16 protein-coding genes and 1 pseudogene are annotated in these 22662 nt (G+C 42.5%); 16 read left to right on the top strand and 1 reads right to left on the bottom strand.

Annotated features, from left to right (window positions below):
* Window positions 1–148 precede the first annotated feature (148 nt).
* The 6 genes and pseudogenes from UE46_RS16390 (at window position 149) to UE46_RS15870 (ending at window position 8092) form a co-directional block, all read left to right on the top strand.
* Window positions 149–322 carry a hypothetical protein gene (locus UE46_RS16390; RefSeq protein ID WP_233230951.1) on the top strand — a complete coding sequence of 58 codons (174 nt, stop codon included), beginning with the start codon at window positions 149–151 and terminating at the stop codon, window positions 320–322.
* Between the two features lie 33 nt (window positions 323–355).
* Entirely contained in the window at window positions 356–4066 is a 3711-nt protein-coding gene (locus UE46_RS15890; protein ID WP_051492959.1) for a SpaA isopeptide-forming pilin-related protein, read from the top strand.
* 102 nt (window positions 4067–4168) lie between these two features.
* On the top strand, window positions 4169–5287 hold the full coding sequence (locus UE46_RS15885) for a nitric oxide synthase oxygenase (RefSeq protein WP_051492960.1): 1119 nt from the start codon (window positions 4169–4171) through the stop codon (window positions 5285–5287).
* Between the two features lie 104 nt (window positions 5288–5391).
* Window positions 5392–5730 carry a hypothetical protein gene (locus tag UE46_RS15880; RefSeq protein ID WP_036061360.1) on the top strand — a complete coding sequence of 113 codons (339 nt, stop codon included), beginning with the start codon at window positions 5392–5394 and terminating at the stop codon, window positions 5728–5730.
* 196 nt (window positions 5731–5926) lie between these two features.
* Window positions 5927–6586 carry a DedA family protein gene (locus UE46_RS15875; RefSeq protein ID WP_036061361.1) on the top strand — a complete coding sequence of 220 codons (660 nt, stop codon included), beginning with the start codon at window positions 5927–5929 and terminating at the stop codon, window positions 6584–6586.
* Between the two features lie 484 nt (window positions 6587–7070).
* Window positions 7071–8092 (top strand): annotated as a pseudogene (locus tag UE46_RS15870) (IS3 family transposase).
* Window positions 8093–8278: 186 nt separating this feature from the next.
* Here the strand turns inward: UE46_RS15870 and UE46_RS15865 are convergent.
* Window positions 8279–8977 carry a Crp/Fnr family transcriptional regulator gene (locus tag UE46_RS15865; RefSeq protein ID WP_118907773.1) on the bottom strand — a complete coding sequence of 233 codons (699 nt, stop codon included), beginning with the start codon at window positions 8975–8977 and terminating at the stop codon, window positions 8279–8281.
* Between the two features lie 705 nt (window positions 8978–9682).
* On the opposite strand from UE46_RS15865, the gene UE46_RS15860 reads away from it, so the two are divergent.
* From UE46_RS15860 to UE46_RS15815, 10 genes are all read left to right on the top strand, one after another.
* Window positions 9683–10366, top strand: coding sequence for a Crp/Fnr family transcriptional regulator (locus UE46_RS15860; protein ID WP_036061367.1), 684 nt, complete (start codon window positions 9683–9685; stop codon window positions 10364–10366).
* 189 nt (window positions 10367–10555) lie between these two features.
* Window positions 10556–15163: an immunoglobulin-like domain-containing protein gene (locus tag UE46_RS15855; RefSeq protein ID WP_118907772.1), complete on the top strand. Its 4608-nt coding sequence runs from the start codon at window positions 10556–10558 to the stop codon at window positions 15161–15163.
* Window positions 15164–15522: 359 nt separating this feature from the next.
* On the top strand, window positions 15523–16014 hold the full coding sequence (locus UE46_RS15850) for a DUF4352 domain-containing protein (protein WP_233230950.1): 492 nt from the start codon (window positions 15523–15525) through the stop codon (window positions 16012–16014).
* A 29-nt stretch (window positions 16015–16043) separates the two neighbouring features.
* Complete coding sequence (locus UE46_RS15845; RefSeq protein ID WP_036061371.1) at window positions 16044–17312, top strand: nucleotide sugar dehydrogenase; 1269 nt, start codon at window positions 16044–16046, stop codon at window positions 17310–17312.
* Window positions 17313–17327: 15 nt separating this feature from the next.
* Window positions 17328–17978 carry a sugar transferase gene (locus UE46_RS15840; protein ID WP_036061373.1) on the top strand — a complete coding sequence of 217 codons (651 nt, stop codon included), beginning with the start codon at window positions 17328–17330 and terminating at the stop codon, window positions 17976–17978.
* Window positions 17979–17998: 20 nt separating this feature from the next.
* Window positions 17999–18769 carry a WecB/TagA/CpsF family glycosyltransferase gene (locus UE46_RS15835; RefSeq protein ID WP_051492962.1) on the top strand — a complete coding sequence of 257 codons (771 nt, stop codon included), beginning with the start codon at window positions 17999–18001 and terminating at the stop codon, window positions 18767–18769.
* Window positions 18738–19775, top strand: a complete 1038-nt coding sequence (locus tag UE46_RS15830; protein ID WP_036061374.1) for a glycosyltransferase family 4 protein — start codon at window positions 18738–18740, stop codon at window positions 19773–19775. Before UE46_RS15835 ends, UE46_RS15830 begins: the two co-directional genes overlap by 32 nt.
* Window positions 19776–19807: 32 nt before the next feature.
* Window positions 19808–20530: a YveK family protein gene (locus tag UE46_RS15825; RefSeq protein WP_118907771.1), complete on the top strand. Its 723-nt coding sequence runs from the start codon at window positions 19808–19810 to the stop codon at window positions 20528–20530.
* Window positions 20520–21215, top strand: coding sequence for a CpsD/CapB family tyrosine-protein kinase (locus UE46_RS15820; RefSeq protein ID WP_036061375.1), 696 nt, complete (start codon window positions 20520–20522; stop codon window positions 21213–21215). The genes UE46_RS15825 and UE46_RS15820 overlap by 11 nt, the downstream gene beginning before the upstream one ends.
* Before the next feature lie 33 nt (window positions 21216–21248).
* Window positions 21249–22640: a lipopolysaccharide biosynthesis protein gene (locus UE46_RS15815; RefSeq protein WP_051492965.1), complete on the top strand. Its 1392-nt coding sequence runs from the start codon at window positions 21249–21251 to the stop codon at window positions 22638–22640.
* Window positions 22641–22662 lie beyond the last annotated feature (22 nt).

Here is a 22662-nt window from a genome sequence, read left to right as displayed (position 1 = left end):
GTATCAGATTTAAAGGAGTGTCACTTGCGATAATGCCGTTTTGGTGGAGCGAGGGCGTGCTGATTTTAAATAGGCTGATACAGGGTTATAGCGTTCCAGAGGCCTTAAACGCTAGCGAGGAAAACCGATAGAAAGGCACGTGGTAAGTATGATGAAAACTGCACCGAAAACGGATCGATATGTATTGATTGAAAGTATTCATTTTGCAACTCATACCCCATTGGAAGTGCTGCAGGAGATGTCATATGAAAATTTAGAAAGGAATTATGTTGTTATTTTTGAACGGGATGAGTTCATGGTGAATAGTTTAGTCGAGATATGAAAATGGGAATTTAAAAGGAGGAAGAACAAGAAAATGATGACTCTAAAATTAAATAAAAAAGGAATTTTGTCATTGCTCACGGTAGTGGCTATTTTTATGCAAATTTTTCTATCGCCGCTTGCTACTGTTGTGGCGTGGGCAAGTGAGAAGGACGCGGGATATGAAGTTGGGACGACGGATTCGGGGAAAGTGATTAAGAGTTCGGTGAAGCCTGGGAAGTCGCTTTTGAAGAGTACGGGGACGTCGAGTGGGGGGAGTTGGAGCTCTTGGTATGATGGGCTGGAGGTATACACGCCGTACATTAGTGTGGACGGAAAAACGGCATTTTGTATTCAAGCTTTTCAAAAATTCCCTGTGAATGAGAATTATACGGAATCGGTGCTCAATGATGAGGCGGTTTATAATATTCTTTATTATGGATATCCGTATAATGGTACGTCCCAAGAGGATTATGTGAATACTTTTGCAGCGCTAAATATATATTATGGTGAATTTAGTAGTGATAAGATTAAGAATGATTCGAGAGTGAAGTATCTACTAGACAAAGCGCGTGATAAAACGGCGCCGCACGGGTCTTTTGATATTAAAAATAAATCGCAGACGGCTTCTTGGAATGAAACGACGAAACGTCAGGAAACTGGTTGGTATGAGACGGTTGCGACGGGAAATAATAATAGTTATACGTTGAATTTGCCGGCGGGAATTAAAGCGGTGACAACGGATGGGCAGGAGTATTCTGGGACGGTTAAGCTTGATATCATGCAGAATTTCAAGTTGGTTGCGGATGCGCGTTATAATGGCACGATTGATTTGAGCATTCCGACGGATATTGTGAATTCAGTGGTGACGAAATTCACGCCGTCTGATAGTGGTTTTCAACAGTTAGTTATGATTGGTGATAAGACGGAGAAGGTGACGCTATCTGGTGTGAAGGCGACTTTTAAAGCGCAGATTGGGGACTTGGAGATTACTAAAAAGGGTAATGATACGAGCTCGCTTTTGCCAAATGCTAAGTATGAGGTGAAAGATGAAACGGGCGCGATAGTTGCTACGCCAACAACGAATGCGGACGGGAAAGTGGTTGTGAAGGACTTGATTCGTGGGGCTTACACGGTGACGGAAACGACGGCGCCGAATGGTTATCTTGTGGCAAGCTCGTCGCAAAATATTACGGTGAGTGTAGATGCGACAAGTCAGGTTACTTTCACCAATATTGCCGTTTTGGGTAAGGCGACGGTAATTAAGCATGACGGGGAAACGGGTGTGATGGCGCAAGGTGACGCTATTTTAGATGGCGCGGAATTTGATATTTTGAATGCAAGTGGCGCGATTGTGGATCATGTTGTTATTGTGAACGGAAAAGCGCAGACGAAGAATTTGCCGCTTGGAAATTATACAGCGAAGGAAACTAAACCTGGTGTGGGTTACAATTTGCAGACGAAAGTTTTTCCTTTTGCATTGACGTATAAAGATCAGAATACGGCGATTGTGTATACGGATAAAATCGCGACGAATGATGTGATTAAGGGTAAAATTGAGATTAATAAATATTCGCATTCTAATGAGGGTGGATCGGGATTCTTAACTGGCTTGGCGGACGCGGAATTCACGATTATTCATAAGGCTAGTGGAAAAGAAGTTGCGAAAGTTACGACGGATGCGAATGGGCATATGATTACGCCAGCGCTTCCGTACGGCCAATATATCGTGAAAGAATCTAAGACGCCGACGGGATTTTTCAAAATTGGTGATTTCGATGTGGAGATTGAAGAGAACAACAAAACATTGACGTTTAACATTGTGGATGGCGATTTTAAGAGCCCGATGAAGATCGTCAAGAAGGATAAAGAAACAGGCAAGAGTATTTTTGAAAGTAGCGCTATCTTCAAAATTAAGGATATGAAAACGGGAAAATGGGTGGAGCAAAAAATCAATTATCCAAAACCTGCGACACTTAGTGAGTTTGAGACAAATGACGAGGGATATCTGATATTACCGACGGAATTGAAGATGGGCGATTATGAATTATACGAAATAAAAGCGCCAAATGGGTATGTTTTGGATAAAACAGCTGTGAAGTTTTCTGTAAATGAGACTACTTTCCAAGATGGACTTGTGACAATTGATGTTGTAAATGAGGCGCAAAAAGCCACACTAAGCATCGAAAAAAATGGAGAAGCTTTGGAAAGTGCGGATAAGAAAACGGGCGAATTTGGCGATCAATATAGTTTTAATTTTGGACAAAAAGCGTTGGCGGGCGTTGAATTTGACCTGATCGCAAAAGAGGATATTATCACGGGAGACGGAACGATTCGCCACTATAAAGGTGATGTTGTAGACCATATTGTTACTGGTGAAAATGGCAAGGTGACGTCAAATGAGCAGTATTTAGGCAAGTACGAGCTTGTCGAAACAAAGGCGCCGTTTGGTTATATTTTGTCCGAAAAACAAGATATTACGTTTGCATATGTAGGGCAAGATATCGAAGTGACGAACCAAGCAAAAGTGATTACGAATACGTGGCAATCGCTTGGAATCAACATTCATAAAGCCGGCGAATTCGTGACAGATTGGCAATTTGGGCACTATTATACGGATACGAAAGCACTGGCGGGCGTGACGTTTGGTGTGTATACGAAAGATGCGATTCAATTAGGCGATAAAGTTCTAGTTCCAGCAAATAGTTTAGTTGCGGTGAGTAAGACGGATAAAGATGGCATCGCGCGCGTGGCGGGGAAATATCCGGTAGCACAATTTTATGCAAAAGAGCTGAAAACGACAGATTCACATGATATGAGTACGCAAAAATTCGATTTTAACTATCAAGCGACGAGTAATAATCCAATGTTTGATGTTCGCGTTCAGGATAGCGACAAGGCGATCGTAAACTATTTGCATAAGGAAACGATTACTTTGAAAAAGCTGAATGAGGTCAGCGCGAAACAAGATGGAACAAGTAAAACGTCTAAATATGAGGCGAGTGCGCAAGGTGCGGTTTTTGGATTGTATAGCGAGCAGGGCGAGCTTTTGCGGACTGTGTCGGTGAATGGCGAAAGTATCGCGAAATTCTTAGATATTCCAGTTGGCACGTATACGATCAAAGAAATAAAGACTTCTTCTGATAAATACAAACTTTCGACGCAAAACTATAAAGTCCTCGTTTCCAAGACGGGGATCTTAGTTACAGATACCACTGGAAAAATAGTGGACGCAGAACAAGGTGTTAATTTTGCAGTGAAAAATGATTTGAAAAAAGGGACTGCTGAGATTAGTAAGCAAGAAATTGGCGGTTCTGGCGAATTACCGGGTGCGGAACTTCAAGTGAAGGGTGAGAACACGGATATTCGTTGGATTTCGACGGACAAACCGAAGATGATTCAGCTGGAGGAAGGTACGTATACGCTGAGTGAAACCTTGCCAAACGATGGATATCAGCTGAACACGGAGGCGATCACGTTTGAAGTAAAGGATGGTAAAGTTACGAAGGTCGTAATGCATAATAAACGGGTTCCGGCGCCAGCGAAGGTTCCTGGGAAACCTGTGGTACCAAAGAGTCAGGTAGTAACAAAAGTTGTGGATGGAAAGATTAGCGCACCAGAAAAAATCGTAGAGGCAGCACCACAAAAGGTAGGAAACTTACCAAAAACGGGTGATACTTCGATGGACTTGCTTGTGATAGCAGGAATTATTTTATTGGTAGGCACAAGTGTTATCGTGATTCAAAAACGTAGAAGAAACGAATAATTTGAAGGAATATTTCTCGGGAAATCGGGGAATATTCCTTTTTGTCATGCTGGAATGTGTTAAAATAAGTACATAATCAAGCTTGAGGAGGAGTCGGCGAATATGAACGCAGAAGAGGCAGTGGAATTCATAACAAAAGCTTACACAGAGTTAACGAAGGATGCGGCGGAACTCCAGAATCGTATCGACGTGGTGCGAGGAGAAATCGCGCAAACTGGTACATACACACATACATTGGAAGAATTAACGATCGGCGCAAAAATGGCGTGGCGCAATAGTAACCGTTGTGTTGGCAGGCTTTTCTGGGATCGCATCCAAGTCGTTGATGCTCGCGCGGCGGGGACTGTATCGGAAATTCGCGATGCCCTTTTTGAGCATATCCGAAAAGCAACGAACGGCGGTCAAATCAGGCCTTTCATCACGATTTTTAAACCAGGTAGCGACGGTCCGCGGATTTGGAATCACCAACTGATTCGGTATGCTGGATACGCGTCGGAAAATGGCGATATTATCGGTGATCCGGCGTCGGTGTCCTTCACGGAAGTCTGCGAAGGGCTCGGCTGGCGTGGCGCGCACACGGAATTCGACATTTTGCCACTCGTCATCCAAGAAAGCGCTGATGCCAAGCCAACCGTCATCGAAATCCCGTCCGAACTCGTGCTTGAAGTCCCAATCGCGCATCCCGATTTCCCGCAAGTCGCCGAGCTTGGCCTGCGCTGGTATGCCGTCCCAATTATCTCCGAAATGAAGCTCGAAATCGGCGGCATCACGTATCAAGCGGCACCGTTCAACGGTTGGTATATGGAAACCGAAATTGGCGCGCGGAATTTCGCGGATGAAGGGCGTTACAACAAGCTCGCCGCCGTCGCCGAAAAACTCGGACTAAACACGAAGCGTCTCGATTCACTATGGAAAGATCGCGCGTTAGTCGAGCTCAACGTCGCTGTCCTCGACTCCTATCACAAAGCCAAAGTCCAGATTGTCGATCACCACACAGCGGCTCGCCAATTCGGCCAATTCGAAACAAACGAGCAAGCCGCAGGGCGCGAAGTCACCGGCGAATGGGCATGGCTTATCCCGCCAGTCTCGCCAGCAACGACGCACATGTTCCATCAGCGCTACCCGAATAAAATCGTCAAACCGAACTTTTTCTATCAAGATGCGCCATTTGAACGCACCGAAATTACCCCAGTAAAACGTGGCGGCTGTCCATTTCATTGAGTTGCCAAATAGTATGTAAAAATGGTAACATGGAAGTATCCAAGGGTTTGCGTTAGCTTATACGCGAAAACGGATAAATATGTCTTTCGAATGGAGTTTTTACGATGAATTTTGCGAAAACATTGGGGATTATTGGAGCATTGCTCGCGATGGGGCTTAGCCTAACCGTTATTTCCGTCGACAGCATTGCACGCGTTTTGGAAGAAGATTCATTGGTATTCACGATTCTGAACTTCGTAGCATTAGCGATGTCATTTGTCGGCTTATTCGGCGCCATTATCATGAACAAAGCACCGCTAAAAGGCGGCGTCATGCTAATCGCTTCGGCCGTAGCCTGCACAATGAGCGTATCGATGATGTTCCTAGTTCCAATCGTATTGCTTTGCGTAGCTGGATTAATTAGCTTGAGCACAGCAGATGACTTAACAGAAGCAAAAGCATAATTTAAGAAAGTAAAATCCGCGCCTCACTCAGAAATTTTGAGTAGACGCGGATTTTGTTTTTTTGTCTGCCGTAATATTGTTAAGTTTATGTAAATAAGTCCGTGGTATGATATAGTATGAACAATAAATATGTTACAATAGAAGCTAACTGTGATTAAACAGAATAGCAGAATTTAAAATAGGACGTGATAGATTCGTGGATATTATCCAGGCGATGATTAGTTTTATCATCCATATTGATCAACATCTAGTTGAAATTATCAATACATTTGGCATTTGGACGTATGTCATTATTTTCTTAATTATATTTGTAGAAACCGGACTCGTTATTTTCCCATTCTTGCCAGGAGATTCCTTACTGTTCGCAGCTGGCGCCTTGGCAGTGTTACCAGGCTCAGAGCTCAATATCATCATCCTGCTCATTGTTTTGTGGGTAGCCGCAGTACTTGGCGACACGGTCAACTACCATATCGGTAAAAAAGTCGGCACCTCGATCCCGCCAGATAGCTGGCTCGGCAAATTCATCAACCAAGAAAAAATGGACAAAGCAGAAGCATTCTTCAATAAACACGGCGGTAAAACAATTTTCATCGCGCGTTTCATGCCATTCATCCGTACTTTCGCGCCATTCGTAGCTGGTGCGAGTCGCATGAATTATCGTTATTTCTTGAATTATAACTTACTAGGCGCAACCGTTTGGGTACTACTTTGTACGATGGCCGGCTATTTCTTCGGGAATATCCCAGTCGTGAAAGAGAACTTCTCACTCGTTGTACTAGGTATTATTTTCGTATCGATCTTGCCGATGATTTTCTCGTTTGTTAAAAGTAAAATGGATAGCAAGAAAGCGAAATAAAAATATTGAAAGCAGGTAGAGTCAGGATTTTGACTTGCCTGTTTTTTGTTTGCCCAGCATGGGCAAACAAAAACGGGTGAAAGTCCCGAGTGCGACCGAGTAGTGGTAAGCACCTAGCCAACAGCAAGGGTGTCCATGGCGACGTGGAATCTGAAGGAAGCTCAAGGCAAATCTCTGGTCCGACGAACAGAAATCACATAGAAGGCGCCATGCAAGGATAAGGTTGCAATAGAAGCCGAAGTCCAATAACTACTAGAAAAAAATTGTATGGTGTAAATGTGGCGGATAGATGGAGAGAAAGAGTTTGCATCTTAACTGGGGAGGTCTCACGACTCTGTCCCAAAAGCTTATAGCCGATATAAGGCTGGATTGTGAGAAGTCAGCAGAAACCATAGTAGTGAAGACGTCTGGATAGGTTATACTAAACTGGACAGAAAAAATAAGGTGTGTACAATAAAAGATAAGCACACTGGAGGAATAGACGATGACAAAAAGAGTAAAGCGAACGTTCACATCCGAATTCAAGAAACAAATGGTGGCATTATATGAGTCAGGGAAGCCTCGTAAAGCTATTATTGAGGAATATGATTTAACGCCTTTGGCACTTGATAAATGGATAAGTCAGAGTCGAACAACAGGTTCTTTTAAAGCAAAAGATAATCTGACATCGGAACAAAAAGAACTCCAAAAACTACGCAAGCGAAATACGCAGTTAGAGATGGAAAATGATATTTTAAAGCAAGCGGCGCTGATATTCGGACGAAAATCCAAGTAATCCAACAAAACCAACATAAATATCCAATAGCAGCGATGTGCCGTGTTTTGGGTGTCTCGAGGAGCACCTATTATTATCAAGCAAGACCGAAAAAATCAGAGGCAGCGTTAGAAAAAGCAGTTGTCGAAGAATTTGATAAAAGTCGTAGAAACTATGGTACTCGAAAATTAAAAGTAGCGACCAATGAAGCACCTATTAAGAATGAGTTAGGACGTCAATTTGAACAAGAAGAGGCACGAAAGGTGCTTGTCACCGATCTTACCTATGTACGAGTGGGTAACAAATGGCACTATGTCTGCTTCATTCTAGATCTATTTAATCGTGAAATTATTGGGCATAGCGCTGGACGGCATAAAACAGCCGCTTTAGTCAAAGAGGCAATGTATCGTATTCCCTTTTCACTTACCAAAGTCCATCTGTTTCATACAGACCACGGAAGTGAGTTTGATAATCAGGAAATGGACGAGCTACTAGACGCTTTTGATATTCAACGTTCGCTAAGTAATAAAGGTTGTCCGTATGACAACGCGGTTGCGGAAAGTACCTACAAATCATTCAAGAAGGAGTTCGTGTATCCCAACCATTTTCAAACATTAGAACAGTTGCAAGTAGAGCTCTTCGATTATGTGAATTGGTGGAATCATATTCGGCTTCACGGGACACTGAATTATCAAAGCCCTGTTAGTTTTCGCATCGCGAACCCCGTTCAGGACAAGAGCAGAACAGGCTAAATTCTGAGATACGGATTTAGCTGCGCAACACCTTATAAATTTTGTTCGAAAAAGGGTTGCCATTCCAGTTCCATCCTTTTTTGTAGGGAGGGGAGTGTAAAATAAACTGCATAAACAATGAACCTAGGATTCATTATTTACACAGTTTATTTTACACTCCCCATACATCAGAATATGGGAGTAGGCCTATAAATCCCACCAGTCATTGGAGCCTAGTAATTCTCGAAGTCGTTTAATGTCGGTAACTATCCATGGTTTTTTAGAAGAAATTAAAATCCCCTCTTCTCTTAATCTTTTCAATACATCAGAGGTATAGGTTTTAGATGTGTAGGATAATTCAGCTAACATCTCATAATTTAAAAAGGCGGGTAACTGTGCTTCATTAGGCTTTGTTCGAATACCGGCTTTTACACAGCGAAGCAACGAAAAATAAATACTGTCTTCGGAGGAAAGACTATGCCTCCTAGTCAATAAAAAGAGGTCATAGCGACTTTCTAATAAATGATTAAGCATAATATAATGCTTGGGATCCTCGGTGATTAAGATTTTTCGGATGTAATCAAAGTCAATTTGCCACCATAAAACGTCAGTGAGTGCGGTAACTGTATACTTTTTTGGAATTTCTTCTAAGAGTATAGGTAGGTTAAACAGTCTGCCTGGAGATAAGATATGAAAATTCTTAGTATAACCATCACTAGTATAATTATATTTAATATACCCACTCTCCACTAAATAGCTGTATTTTAAATCACTGTTAGAGTGAATAATGGTTTTTTTTTGGATGATATGTTGTGTACAATACTGATTAAAGTGAGAATCCTTCTTCAATAGCTTTAAAATTTTGGAAAAAGTTGCGTAAGAACGTATTTCATCTTTACTATACATAGTGTCTTTCCCCTTTCTTTAAAAAGAGCATAAACAATGACGGTCTTTCTTGCTCTATATTGTAACATTATTCAAGTAAATTAACAAAAATAGTGTATTTCTTCTACCCCCTTTCTTTTTTCTTTAAAATTCAGATTGAATGAATTGTCATAGAAAGTTCAATAAAAATAGCTATAACAACAAATAAAGTTCTAATAAATACAAAAATGCAAGGAATTATATATCACTAATTTATTATATTTGCCAAAAATGAAAGTTGATTGAATAAGACGGAGCAGCATGAAAAAGCCATAGGATATATACTAGATTCATACAAGAGAAGGCGACGAGGAGGCGTCGATGAACAATCTCAATATATTACCAATCCCTAGTATTGAAAGAGAAAATACGCAAGTCCAAAATTATGTATCAAATAAGTGCTCCTTGCGAATGTTATAAAGCATGTTGGAGTGAATTGAGTATCTATGTAAGCACACAGTTTTTAGATGTTGCATAGTCCTTTTGAATCAGATCTGTGAAGAGTATTTGAAAAATAAGTGCTGTAAATAAAAGCTCTGTTTGGACACAAAATCTTCGTAATAAAGTTTGCAATACCTTAAATACTTAAGTTTGGTCCGCTTAATAATCATGTTACAATGAACCTTGTTAAGAAATAGACAAGAAATGCTATTCTTACTATGAAATTGTGTCAGGAGTTGATAAAGAATGTCGTATGCAGAATTATTTGATAAAGATGTGATACAGCGCCAATTTAATAATGACCGCTTACTTCAAATCCTGTTAGATGATAGAACATATAAATTAAAACGAACGAAAAATGTTTTACCGAAAAATGAAATTATTCTTGAAGAAAATCAAATGCATGATAAGCTGTATTTTGTAGAGTCTGGTATTTGCAGCGGGTCGAAAGAAAAGCAGCTCATCTATTTTTTTGGACCACACGAGATGCTTGGAATGAACAGTATCTTGCATAATGAAGCTTCGATTTTGACAGTTATTGCGATGACAGAAGTAGTAGTTTGGGAATTTTCCAAACAAGAAGTGATGATGAAACTTATGTATATGCAAGAAGGGATTTTCTACTTGTATCAAGATATTAGGGCTAAAAATGAGGACCTCTTATACAAAATTAAATTGCAAACAGAACCAGCTGAAACACGAATAATCAAGAGTTTAATGGAAATAGGCAGATTATATGGAGAAGAAGATCAAAATAATATAAAGTTACAGAAAGAATTCACTAGAAAGATTATTGCGAATTATTCGAACGTAACAGTTACAACCGTGTATATCATTTGTAAACAATTTGTGGAAGCAGGATTACTAGCACCAAGTTTGCAAATTTGTATAAATAAATCAGCATTGAAGGAGATTATCAACATAATCTAACTTTATCCAGTCATATGAAATGGAGGTTTCTTATTGATGAAACAATGGATATGTACCATGGATACTAGCTAAGGATAGGAAATGCTAGGCGTGAAAGGAGTTGAATAGTTATATGGAGCGACTCTCACTATGCCTTACTATGAGTATTCATGATTGATAAAATAAAAACAAAGAGGAGCAAAGATTACTATGACAAAGCAAAAAACAATGAAAAAAGTGGCAATTGCACTAATTGCTGCGAATGTGGTGGCAAGTACGTTTATTACAACATTACCAGGAATGGCTTTTGCCGCAGAGAATAAGGATCAAGGAACAAGCGTTGGTACACAAGCCGAAACGAAATTACTGAGTGGATTGAAAGCTGGTTTAGGGGCTACGATTCAGAATACAAACTTGCTACAAAACCCTAATTTTGTAGGGCAACCAGTTGATAATGGCATTACCTCATGGACCACTGATGGGAAAGGTGACAATGCTTACCAAGGAGCTTACCTTAAATACAACGGTTCTACCTATATCACATATATGGATACCACTGACTCTTGGAATCACTTTACTCCAAAATCTGATGGAATAGAAATTTCTCATAATAGAAAGATAGATAATGGCTATATAGCATATATTGGGCAAGATGTTGCTGTAACAAAGGGACAATCCTATAAACTTTCAACTGGTTATCAATATATTTCTGGTAGCAAATTAGAAAATTTAGAAATTCGTGTTATTAACTATAATGATAACGGAACGGTTCAGAATCTAAATACTAGTGACTGGGTACCCGTTACTAGTACGACTCGAACTAATTATAGTAAAACGGTTACTGCGACCTCTTCGAAAATTCGTGTAGAATTTAAAGTGATAGGACTAGGAGATGCAATAGGAACTGAAGGAACAGTGAAAGTTTTCAATTCAACCTTCCAAAATACAGACCAAACAGCCCCAACAGCCCCAACAAATACAAGTGACGTGTATACTAATTCAACAACTGTAACAGGAAACGCAGAAGCGAATTCCACCGTATCTGTACAAGCAAACGGCACAGAAATTGGAACAGCGAAGGCAGACGCGAATGGCAATTATACGGTAACCATCCCAAAACAAGCCTATAATACACCACTACAAATTACAGCACAAGACATCGCAGGGAATATCAGCGATCCAGCGACAACAAACGTAAAACAAGCACCTATCGTAACACCAACCATCGAACCACTCACAAGCAAAAACACAACCGCATCTGGAACGGGTGAACCAGGTTCTACACTGACATTTACAGCGAATGGTATCAACTACACAACGACAGTTGCCGCAGATGGCACGTGGAGTGTAGCGATTCCAAAACAAGCCGCGAACACCGTTGTTGAAGCGAACTCTGTTTTGAATGGCGTATCCAGTGGGAAAGCAAACGCAACGGTAACTTACGAAGGTCCATCGACGCCCGTGTTAGATAACGTCACCAACAAATCAACAAAAGTAACAGGTACTGGAACTCCTGGGAATACAATCACTTTGAAAGTCAAAGATGATGATATGACGCTAACGTACACAGGACTAGTCGATGATTTCGGCGACTTCAGCATTCCCATTGACACACCAAATGCAGGTGCAATTGTCGAAGCCATTGCCAAAGATCAAGACGGCGTGTTAAGCGATAAAACAACAACCACCGTACTGGATGCCATCGCACCAGACGCACCAACGGTCCAAGGGTTGACAGATACGTCAACGAAAGTTATCGGAAAAGGCGAGGCAAACTGTGATGTGACAGTGACCCTACCATCTGGTGGAACGATTACAGGCACAACCGATGCCGACGGTAATTTCAGCATCACGATTCCAAAACAAGCGGTTGGAAAAGACGTATCCGTTGCCCTAACAGATGCAGCTGGAAATAAAGGTGCCGCAACTGTTGTAACGGTACAAGCGGACATTCTAGCGAATCCAACGGTGAATCGCGTATCCAACCAAGATACAAAAGTAACCGGTACAGGTGTCGCAGGCGCAACAGTGACTGTAATAGCCAATGGCAAAAACTACACAGGTACCGTGGATGCGAATGGTAACTACGAAGTAGCGATACCAAAATTAGCAGCAGGCCTAGAAGTAGCGGTTCAACAAGCCAAAGCAGGCAAAACAAGCGGTGTTGTGAAAACGATCGTCCAAGATGATCGCACACCAAGCGCACCAAGCGTGAATCCTGTCAAAGATTCGGATACAAAAGCAACAGGAACTGGTACACCTGGAGACACGATTACCGTGAAATTACCAAATGGCAATACAGCATCTGGCGTGGTACCAGCAAACGGTACGTGGTCGATTGATATCCCAGCCCAACCAGCCGGTTCAGAACTAGATGTAACCGCAACAGGACCAAATGGCAAGACAAGTGAACCAACCGAAGTAACCGTAGCCCAATCACCAACAAGCGGTTCGTTAACAACTGGCGACTTCACCATCGGCAAAGACCAATACATCGTTGGAACATACACAGGCGACGTGAAAAACTTCCGCGTAACGATCGGATCTAAAGTGTACACAGGCGGATCTATTGACCCAGTCAAACATACGTATACTTTCTACGCAACGGACAAAGCTGTCGAAGGACCATTCACGATCGCAGCCTTAGATCAATACGGCAACGTTCTAGACACCAAAACAGCGAACATGGTCAAAGTTTCCACACGGACACCAGTCGCACCAACGGTGAATCCAGTCAAAGATTCCGATACAAAAGCAACAGGAACAGGCGTAGCAGGCGACACGATTACTGTGAAAACACCAGCTGGCCAAACCTACACAGGCGTGGTACCAGCCAACGGCACTTGGTCAATCAACATTCCAGCCCAAGCAGCTGGTACAAAACTAGACGTAACAGCAACCACACCAGACAATAAAGTCAGCCCAGCAACAACAGTCACCGTCGCCCAAACACCACAAACAGGCACATTAACAGCGAAGGACTTCACAGTGGGCGTGGATAAAAACATCACGGGAACCTTCACAGGCGACGTGAAAAACTTCCGCGTGACGATTGGTTCTACGGTTTACACAGGCGGTTCTGTCAACGCAGATGGCACGTATAGCTTCTATGCCTTAGACAAAATCACAGCCGCAACAAGCGCACAGACTTATAAAATTGAAGCCCTAGACAAATACGGCAATGTACTCAACACAAAAACAGCTAATATTATCCAAAATGGTGGCAGTGTAACACCAGGAACAGGCACAGTAACCGCAAACGCGTTCGTCATCCACACGGATAAAAACGTCACAGGAACTCTATCCGGCGATGTGAAATCCATCAAACTCGTCTACGATGGCGTCACGTACAGTGGTGGTACGATCTCTGGTAACCAATTCAGCTTCTATGCCCTAGATAAAATTGTCGACAAATCTAAATCTGCACGTATCGATGGCTACGATGCGAACGGCAACAAAATCGCAACAAGCGCGATCGCCCTATCAGACAGCCAAGATTCAAGCTCCACTGTAGGTAAAGGATCAGTGACAGCGAACGATTTCAACGTCGGCGTTGATAAATACATCACAGGTGCTTACACAGGCGACGTTGTATCCATCAAAGTACGCGTCGATGGTACAACTTACACAGGAGGCACACTAAGCGCGGGTCAATATAACTTTTACGCTAGCGACAAAATCACAAGCACAAATCAAGTAGTTTATGTTGACGGCTACGACAAAAACGGTAACAAAATTGCAACATCCATCGTAAGTGTAGCAAAAGTACTGCCAGCAACAACAGGAACCATCACACCAACGGTATTTAAAATTCCAGCAGATAAAACCCTAACAGCGAGCTATACAGGTGATGTGAAATCAGTAGCCGTAACAATCAACGGCACGAAATATACAGGCGGAACCGTAAGCAACGGCACAGTCAGCTTCTACATCGGCGACAAAATCACATCCACAAGTGACGTGGTTAAAATCGAAGCTATTGACGCATACGCTCGTGTCCTAGATACAAAAAATGTAGTCATCCAAAGCTCCGTTGTGATTCCAAATACAGTCACACCAGCAGCCTTCACAATCGGCAGCAGCTATTTGACAGGCACGTACTCTGGTAATGTGAAAACAGTCCAAGTGAAAATCAATGGCACTATGTATTCTGGCGGAACAGTAGCTGACGGTAACATCAATTTCTACATCGGAAACAAAGTAACGTCGACATCAGACAGCGTCATCATCTACGGTTACGATGCAAATGGCACACAAGTAGACATGAAAACAGTCACTGTACTCAATCCAGCAAAAGGTGTAGGAACAGTCACACCAGCCGTTTACACAACACCAGGCGACACAAACCTTGTAGGAACGTACACAGGCGATGTGAAATCCATCATCGTAACGGTCAACGGCACGGACTACACAGGCGGAACACTGGACAACGGTAATTTCACGTTCTGGATGGGCACCAAAGTAACCTCCGCATCGGACGTAGTAACCATCAAAGGTTTAGACGCCAACAAAAACATCATCGACACCAAAACAGTCACCGTGAAAGCCGCAACACCAGCCATAGGAACGATTGCACCAGCAAGTTTCTCCCTAAAAACAAGCGCGGTAACAGGCACATACACAGGTGATGCGAAAGCGATTCGCGTGACAGTCAATGGCACAGCATTAGCCATCGGTGGAACCGTTACAGGTGGCAACTTCAACTATTACGTGGGCATGAAAAATAAAATCACATCGAAAGATGATGTTGTCAAAGTGGCACTTATCGACAAAAATGGACTTGTGATGGACGAACAAAACCTAACTATCGTAGACTAATCAACTAGTGTACAAGGAACGAAAGAGGAGGAAGGGGATGCATACGTATCCCTTCCCTCTAAATGTTCCAATGTAGGTATAAATAGCATGATTCATTCAAGTAACTATCTTTTTTTTAAAATCTATAAAAAGTGGTAGAGTTCATAAAAAGTTCATAAAATGAAGAAGAAAACCGCAATAAAAAAGTATGCACAACATTGCTAGGTATGAAAGAGGTACATTTTCTTGAAATAATACTGGTAGTTGAACATCTAGTCAAAATCCACTAAAAACAGCAAAATCAGAACGGGTGTATACTACATGTATTCTAATAGGATACCTACTAAAACAAGCAAGGTACAGAAAGGAAGATATAACTCATGAAAAAGAAAATGGCGATGATACTCTCGGCTTGCACGCTCGTTGCAGGACTTACAGCTTGCGGAAATACAGCGGATACATCCGATAAAACAAACGATGCCAAAGTAGAACAAAAGCAAGAAAAAAATGAGGTTGGCAAAACAGTCGAAACAAGCGATCTAAATCTACAAGTAAAATCAGTAACAAGCGGCTACGCAGAATCAAAGGACAAATCCAAACAAATGCTCATCGTTGAAATGAACATTAAAAACACCTCCAAACAAGAAAGTGGCGCAGGTGCCGCAGATTTCCGCGTCAAAGCAGATAACGGCAAAACATACGAGGTATATGGCATGGAAGCGAAGAACTTCGGCGCAGCGATTCCAGCAGGAAAATCACTCGTTGGCAAAGGCTACTACGAAATTCCAAAAGACACAAAATCCGTGACATTTTACTACGCACCAGCAGGCGATATCAAAGGGCAATGGACACTGACAGTTCCGGCAAAATAAATTTTAAGAAAAGGTTAGGTGCACAGGATATGAAAATAACAACGATCGGTTTAGGTTATATTGGGCTTCCTACTTCCATTTTATTTGCAACACATGGTCATCAAGTGGTGGGTGTAGACGTGAGCCCGACTGTTGTAGAGAAATTAAATCAAGGGTTTATTCACATCGAAGAAGAAGGATTACAAGCACTATACAATGAGGCACTTGCTGCTGGGAATTTTAAAGCGGAACTGGTACCCGCTCCAGCAGATGCTTATATTGTTGCAGTGCCAACGCCGAACAAAGAGGATCGTTACCAATCTTGTGACTTATCTTATGTAGAATCGGCCATCCAGAGCATTATTCCTTACTTGGCGGTAGGTAATATTGTTATTGTCGAGTCCACGATTGCACCACGTACGATGGAAGATGTCGTGCAACCGATGCTCGAACAGGCTGGATTCACGATTGGTGAGGATCTTTACTTGGCGCATTGTCCAGAGCGTGTGTTACCAGGAAACATCGCCTATGAATTAGTGCATAATCCGCGCATTATCGGTGGCGTGACGCCGAATTGTACAGAGCAGACCAAGGCGGTTTATCAGACGGTCGTGCAAGGTGAGCTAATCGAAGCATCCGCGAGCGAGGCAGAACTCAGCAAATTGATGGAAAATACGTATCGTGATGTCAATATAGCGCTGGCCAATGAACTTGCAAAAATCGGGACAGACTTACACATCAACGCATTAAAAGTAATCGAGATGGCGAATCGTCATCCGCGTGTCAATCTTCATTCCCCAGGCCCAGGCGTTGGAGGGCACTGCTTAGCGGTTGATCCTTACTTCGTCGCAGCGGCTTCTCCTGACTTTTCTCCTCTAATTCAAACGGCGCGCGAAATCAACAGTTCGATGCCAGCTTTTGTGGTAGATGCAACGAAGCAACTGATGCAAGAAGCACCGACGAACAAAATAACGATATTCGGCTTAACGTATAAAGGAAACATTGATGATACGCGAGAAAGCCCAGCGATGGAAATTGCCGAGATGCTAGCGTTTCAAGGTTTTGATGTAGCGACGTACGATCCGCATGTCGTGAGTGCCACGCTAACAATTGAGGAGGCATGTCAAGATAGTTCGCTAATTTTAGTGTTGACTGACCATTTTGAATTTCAAATAATTGATTCTAAAGCGACAGCAAAAATGGCAGCTCCTCGTGTATTGGATACGAAAAATGTTGTAAAGACGTTGGCTAGTGATGTGACACGTATGGATTTCGGTTCGATGTACACTTACATGCAGACTGCGCTCGCAAAACAATAAGGGACGGTGTGAACGATGTATTATGAAGAATTAGATAAAATACAAAAGATAAAGCCGAAGCAAAACAGAAAGCAAGCCAAACTTATTCGTAGTTTTGATATTTTATGTGCCTTGCTTGCGATCTTGATTTCGCTACCTGTGACGCTTGTTATCGCCATTCTTATCAAAGCCGAGAGCTGGCGCGATCCGATTTTCTTCAAGCAAACACGGGTTGGCAAAGACGGGAAAACGTTTGGAATGTATAAATTCCGGTCGATGCACGTGGACGCGGAGGCGAAACTAGAAGCCTTACTTGCGCAAAACGAAATGCAGGGCGCGATGTTTAAAATGAAGAATGATCCACGGATTACACGAGTGGGGCACTTTATTCGGAAGACGAGCTTAGATGAATTTCCGCAATTTTTGAATGTGTTGCGTGGCGAAATGAGTTTTGTTGGACCGCGACCGCCGCTTGCTCGAGAGGTAGCGGAATATAGCGATTACGATATGCAACGACTTGCGATTACGCCTGGTTGTACGGGTTTATGGCAGGTCAGTGGACGGAATACGCTCAGCTTTGAAGAGATGGTCGAACTTGATTTGAAATATATTCGTGAGCAATCCCTGTTGCTAAATATCAAGATTTTATGCTTAACATTTAAAGAATTTGCCGGTAAAGGCATGTAGGAAAGAGGCTGAAATAGAGAATGCGAATTCGGTTACTTGGAAGCGAATTAGATGCGTTAACGATGGAACAGACGGTTGCGAAAGTTGATGAAATTATTCAAATCGGGAAGCCAGTGCAACATGTGGTGATTAATGCGAATAAGATTAATTTGATGCAAAAAGATGCGACATTGCGCGCGATTGTGAACAGTTCACCGCTGATTAATGCGGATGGTGCTTCGATTTTGATGGCCGCTAAGTTGTTAGGTTTAGACGTACCAGAACGTGTGGCGGGTATTGATTTGATGGACGAGGTGCTAAAACTGGCTAATGCGCGGAAATATAAAGTGTTTTTCTTCGGCGCAACGGAGGAAGTGGTTCGTAAAGTGGTGATGGCGAGCAGCAAGAAGTACCGCGATGTGCAGATTGTTGGGCATGAAAATGGGTATTTTGAGGATGCAATGTCGGATCAAATTGCGGATGATATTCGGGAGAGCCAGGCTGATATTGTGTTTGTTGCCTTCTCGAGTCCGAAGAAAGAGTTTTGGATTCATGAGCAGCTGGAACGTATGGATGTGCCATTTGTGATGGGCGTCGGCGGAAGCTTTGATGTGATCGCAGGTAAGACGAAACGGGCGCCGCGTTGGATGCAAAAGAGTGGTTTGGAGTGGTTTTACCGCTTTATTCAGGAGCCGATTCGGATGTTCGAACGCTATATTGGTGGTAACCTCATTTTTCTTGGACATGTGCTAAAGGCGAAAAGGAAAGCAGGAATGAACGATGCGTATCTTAATGATCGGACCGGACGCTGAATCCAAAGGTGGAATCGCGACGGTGATTGCGAATTTTAAACAGCATTTTCAGTCGGAGCAACATGAGATATATTATATGGCGACGTGGAAAGAAGGCACGCTTGCAACACGACTAAAAACGACATGGCAGGCTGTTTTCCAAATTAGACGACGGATCAGGCGGGAAAACATTGATGTAGTTCATGTGCATATGGCGCAAAATGGTAGTTTTTATCGCAAGGCGTTGCTCATTTTGCGGGCGAAGAAGGATTGTAAAGTGGTGCTACACATGCATGCGTCTCAATTTGACGTTTTTTACAATAAAAGTAACAAATTGGCTCGTAAATATATTCGCTATATTTTGAGTAAACCGGATGAAGTCGTGGTTTTGAGTGAGGAATGGGCGGCGTTTTACAATGGTTTGACGGCGGTTCCGGTTCGTGTGATTGAGAATGCGGTCGCGATGCCGATATCGAATAACTACAACCGTGACGCGAAAAATATTGTGATGTTTGGCCGTATCGGCGAGCGTAAAGGCAGCTATGATGTGCTTGCGATTGCGAAAACGATGCAACAACGATTCCCAGATATGCGTTTTTACTTATATGGTGATGGCGAGCTAGAGAAAGTTGCGGCGCAAATCGAGACCGAACAACTCGAGAACGTGATTTTAGGTGGTTGGATTGGCGCGGAGGACAAGGAGCAAATTTTACAAGAAGTGGTTCTGCACATTTTGCCGTCTTATCATGAAGGGCTTCCGATGGCGATTTTGGAAACGATGGCGTATGGGATTCCCAACTTGAGTACTACGGTTGGCGGGATTCCACAAGCAATTCAAGATGGGGAGAATGGGATGTTGATTGAAGCGGGCAATACAGTTCAACTGGAAAGCAAAATGACAGCCTTTTTAGAGGACGGGATGATGCGCGAGAGATATTCCCAAGCGGCGTTTGAAACGATTCAACGACGATTTGCAATACAGGTGTACCAACAAAAATGGGAACAAATCTACACACAGATGAAATAAAAAGTGGGAATGACTAGGTGAGGAGAGAAAAGATGGATAGCTTATTTAGTATAAAAGATATGTTTGCGATTTTGAAGAAGAGTTGGTTATGGATTGTATCCTTTGCGATTGGAGGGCTTTTGACAGCAATACTTGTCACTTACTTCTTTTTAACACCCGTTTATTCTATGAGTAGTCAAGTGTTAGTGTCGCAAACGAGTCAGAATGAAAATGCGATTTCTCAAAATGCAGAGGTGCAAGCGAATCTACAACTTGTGAATACGTATCGTGTGCTTATCAAAAGTCCGCGTGTTCTAAGTGAAGTCGAAAAAAATATGGATGATGCCTACACGCTTACAGAATTAGGCGACAAAATAACTGTAACAACCGAACAGGATTCCCAAGTAATGAATATAACCGTGACGGATAAAGATCCAGAAGTGGCGGCTCAAATAGCGAATGAAACTGCGGAAGCTTTTAAAAAAGTGACACCGAAAGTTATGAAAGTGGATAATATCAATATTTTAGCGGAAGCAAAACCGGCTACAGACACGACGGCAGTGACTCCAAAACCGTTTTTAATTGGGATTCTTGGTCTCCTTGGTGGTGGTTTAATCGGAGTTGTGATTGCTTTCATGCGCAATCTTCTCAGCACTAGTTTTAAAGAAGATAAAGACCTTGAAATGCTTGGTGTACCAATGCTTGGAGCGGTTGGGAAATTGCCAGACTGCCGACCAGGTCATCAGAAAGGAAATGGTGAAAGCGATGAGAAGTAAACAATTTCGTGATAAATCAACGGGCAAGGATAAATTGGTGACTAAATATGAATCCCAATCGGCGTATGCAGAGTCTTTTCGCTACATCCGTGCCAATATTGATTTTGCGGGAATCGATCAAGAATATAAGGCAATGATGATTACGTCCCCCGATCCGGACTCTGGCAAATCGCTTATTTCCAGCAATTTGGCAGTGACATACGCAGCGCTTAACAAAAAAACATTACTTATTGATCTCGATTTACGAAAACCAACAGCTCATAAGATTTTTCCAGAGTGCTATTCTTCGTACGGTTTGACTGGATTTTTGCAAGGAGTCGTTGGGGTAGAAGAGGCGATTGTGCCGTCGGATGTGCCGAATTTATCTGTACTTCCTGTGGGTATTACGCCAGCAGATCCCGCGGCGCTACTTAATTCTGTGAAGATGCAGAAGCTGTATCAGGAACTTTACGCGGAGTACGACCGGATTATTATTGATACGCCACCAGTTATGGCCGTTGCCGATGCACAGACAATAGCTTCATGGGTGGACGGAACGATTTTAATTGTACGAAATAATTATACGAAACAAGAAAATGCCAAAAAAGCGTTGCAAAAATTGGAAGTCGCTGGAACCAAAGTGATTGGAACGATTTTTAATAATACAAACATGAAAATGAAAGCTTACTATTACGGCAATAACTAAAAATCTACGTATGGAAAAGGAATGGCTGGTATTATGCATCGTTATAAAAAACTAGGTTGGAATACATTCATCATTGGGCTGGGTAGTATGGGAAGCAAGTTCATGATCTTTCTTCTCGTTCCGTTCTATACTTTTTACTTATCACCAGCAGAATACGGCCAAGCCGATGTTATCATGATGACCGTCTCGATTTTAATTCCGATTGTGACGCTTAGCATCGCGGACGGTGTGTTTCGCTATACAATGGAAAAAGCAAGTAAAAAGCAGGTGTTTAGTTCCGGGTGCGCCATCCTTTTAATCGCAGGTTTGGTCCTCCTTCTCTTGACACCGCTTTTGAAAAATATCCCACTGATCCAGAATTACTATTGGCTATTTCTCCTTTTGCTGCTCGTTCAGCTGTGGAACACGTTATTTCAACAACAAGTGCGAGCGGATGGGAAATTGATTCTGTATTCCGTTTCGGGTTTACTGATGTCCTTGCTACTACTCATTGCGAACGTCGTATTTTTGAAATATCTGGATCTTGGTGTCGCTGGTTACTTATATGCGAATCTACTCGCGTTTGGCTTCAACACCGTCCTTCTCTTCCTCGGGGCTAAACTGTACCGCCTCTTTTCTTTTCGAGCTATCAACAAAAAATTGCTTAAAAAGATGCTCATCTATTCTCTTCCTCTCATTCCCAACGCGGTTTTGTGGTGGGTCATGCAGGTCTCCGATCGCTACATCTTAACTTTTTTCCTCGGCGTGGCAGCAAATGGGCTCTACACAGTGGCTGCTAAAATCCCTAGCTTATTATCGATGCTAAATACCGTGTTTTTCCAAGCATGGAGCATTACGGCAATTGGGGATAAAATTAAAAGCAATGATGGCTTTTTTGCAGGAGTTTTCACGATTTTCTCCAGTTTGTTTTTTATCACGACAGGAATTATCTTACTGATTGTCCAACCGATGTCGAGTGTTTTATTTTCGAGCGCTTTCCAAAATGTGTGGCAATTTGTCCCGTTCCTGCTTATCGCCGTGACACTATCCAGCTTTTCCAGTTTTTTAGAAGTATCCTATATGGCGGAGAAGAAGACGAAACAATTGGTTCTGACCACGTTAAAAGGTGGCGTTATCAATATTAGTCTATCGTTCTTACTCATCCCATTCATCGGAATTATCGGCGCTTCCATTGCAACGCTTGTCGGCTTCCTTGTCACCTGGTTACTGCGCATGAAGCAAACCCATTTTTTCAAACAAATCGAATTTAAAAGCTTATTTTGGCTAAGTTTCCTGCTACTTTTCTTACAAAGTGTTTATGTATCAGTGTGTGACCTTCCGAATTGGTGGATACAAGGTATGTTTGCGCTGGGACTTCTAGTTTGTCAAGGTCTTGTGATTCGTAAAAAATTAGCTATTCGACGCGCGACGCAACTAGCGGAATAGGTAGAAAGGATGTGGCGAACCC

The organism is Listeria weihenstephanensis (assembly GCF_003534205.1).
GTDB lineage: Bacteria > Bacillota > Bacilli > Lactobacillales > Listeriaceae > Listeria_A > Listeria_A weihenstephanensis.
Note: the sequence above shows the minus strand (reverse complement) of the source record. Positions and strands in the feature narration are given on the sequence as shown.

Coding starts and splice junctions, on each gene's coding strand:
- UE46_RS16390 (WP_233230951.1), top strand. CDS start 149: ATGATGAAAACTGCACCGAAAACGGATCGATATGTATTGATTGAAAGT.
- UE46_RS15890 (WP_051492959.1), top strand. CDS start 356: ATGATGACTCTAAAATTAAATAAAAAAGGAATTTTGTCATTGCTCACG.
- UE46_RS15885 (WP_051492960.1), top strand. CDS start 4,169: ATGAACGCAGAAGAGGCAGTGGAATTCATAACAAAAGCTTACACAGAG.
- UE46_RS15880 (WP_036061360.1), top strand. CDS start 5,392: ATGAATTTTGCGAAAACATTGGGGATTATTGGAGCATTGCTCGCGATG.
- UE46_RS15865 (WP_118907773.1), bottom strand. CDS start 8,977: ATGTATAGTAAAGATGAAATACGTTCTTACGCAACTTTTTCCAAAATT.
- UE46_RS15860 (WP_036061367.1), top strand. CDS start 9,683: ATGTCGTATGCAGAATTATTTGATAAAGATGTGATACAGCGCCAATTT.
- UE46_RS15855 (WP_118907772.1), top strand. CDS start 10,556: ATGACAAAGCAAAAAACAATGAAAAAAGTGGCAATTGCACTAATTGCT.
- UE46_RS15850 (WP_233230950.1), top strand. CDS start 15,523: ATGAAAAAGAAAATGGCGATGATACTCTCGGCTTGCACGCTCGTTGCA.
- UE46_RS15845 (WP_036061371.1), top strand. CDS start 16,044: ATGAAAATAACAACGATCGGTTTAGGTTATATTGGGCTTCCTACTTCC.
- UE46_RS15840 (WP_036061373.1), top strand. CDS start 17,328: ATGTATTATGAAGAATTAGATAAAATACAAAAGATAAAGCCGAAGCAA.
- UE46_RS15835 (WP_051492962.1), top strand. CDS start 17,999: ATGCGAATTCGGTTACTTGGAAGCGAATTAGATGCGTTAACGATGGAA.
- UE46_RS15830 (WP_036061374.1), top strand. CDS start 18,738: ATGCGTATCTTAATGATCGGACCGGACGCTGAATCCAAAGGTGGAATC.
- UE46_RS15825 (WP_118907771.1), top strand. CDS start 19,808: ATGGATAGCTTATTTAGTATAAAAGATATGTTTGCGATTTTGAAGAAG.
- UE46_RS15820 (WP_036061375.1), top strand. CDS start 20,520: ATGAGAAGTAAACAATTTCGTGATAAATCAACGGGCAAGGATAAATTG.
- UE46_RS15815 (WP_051492965.1), top strand. CDS start 21,249: ATGCATCGTTATAAAAAACTAGGTTGGAATACATTCATCATTGGGCTG.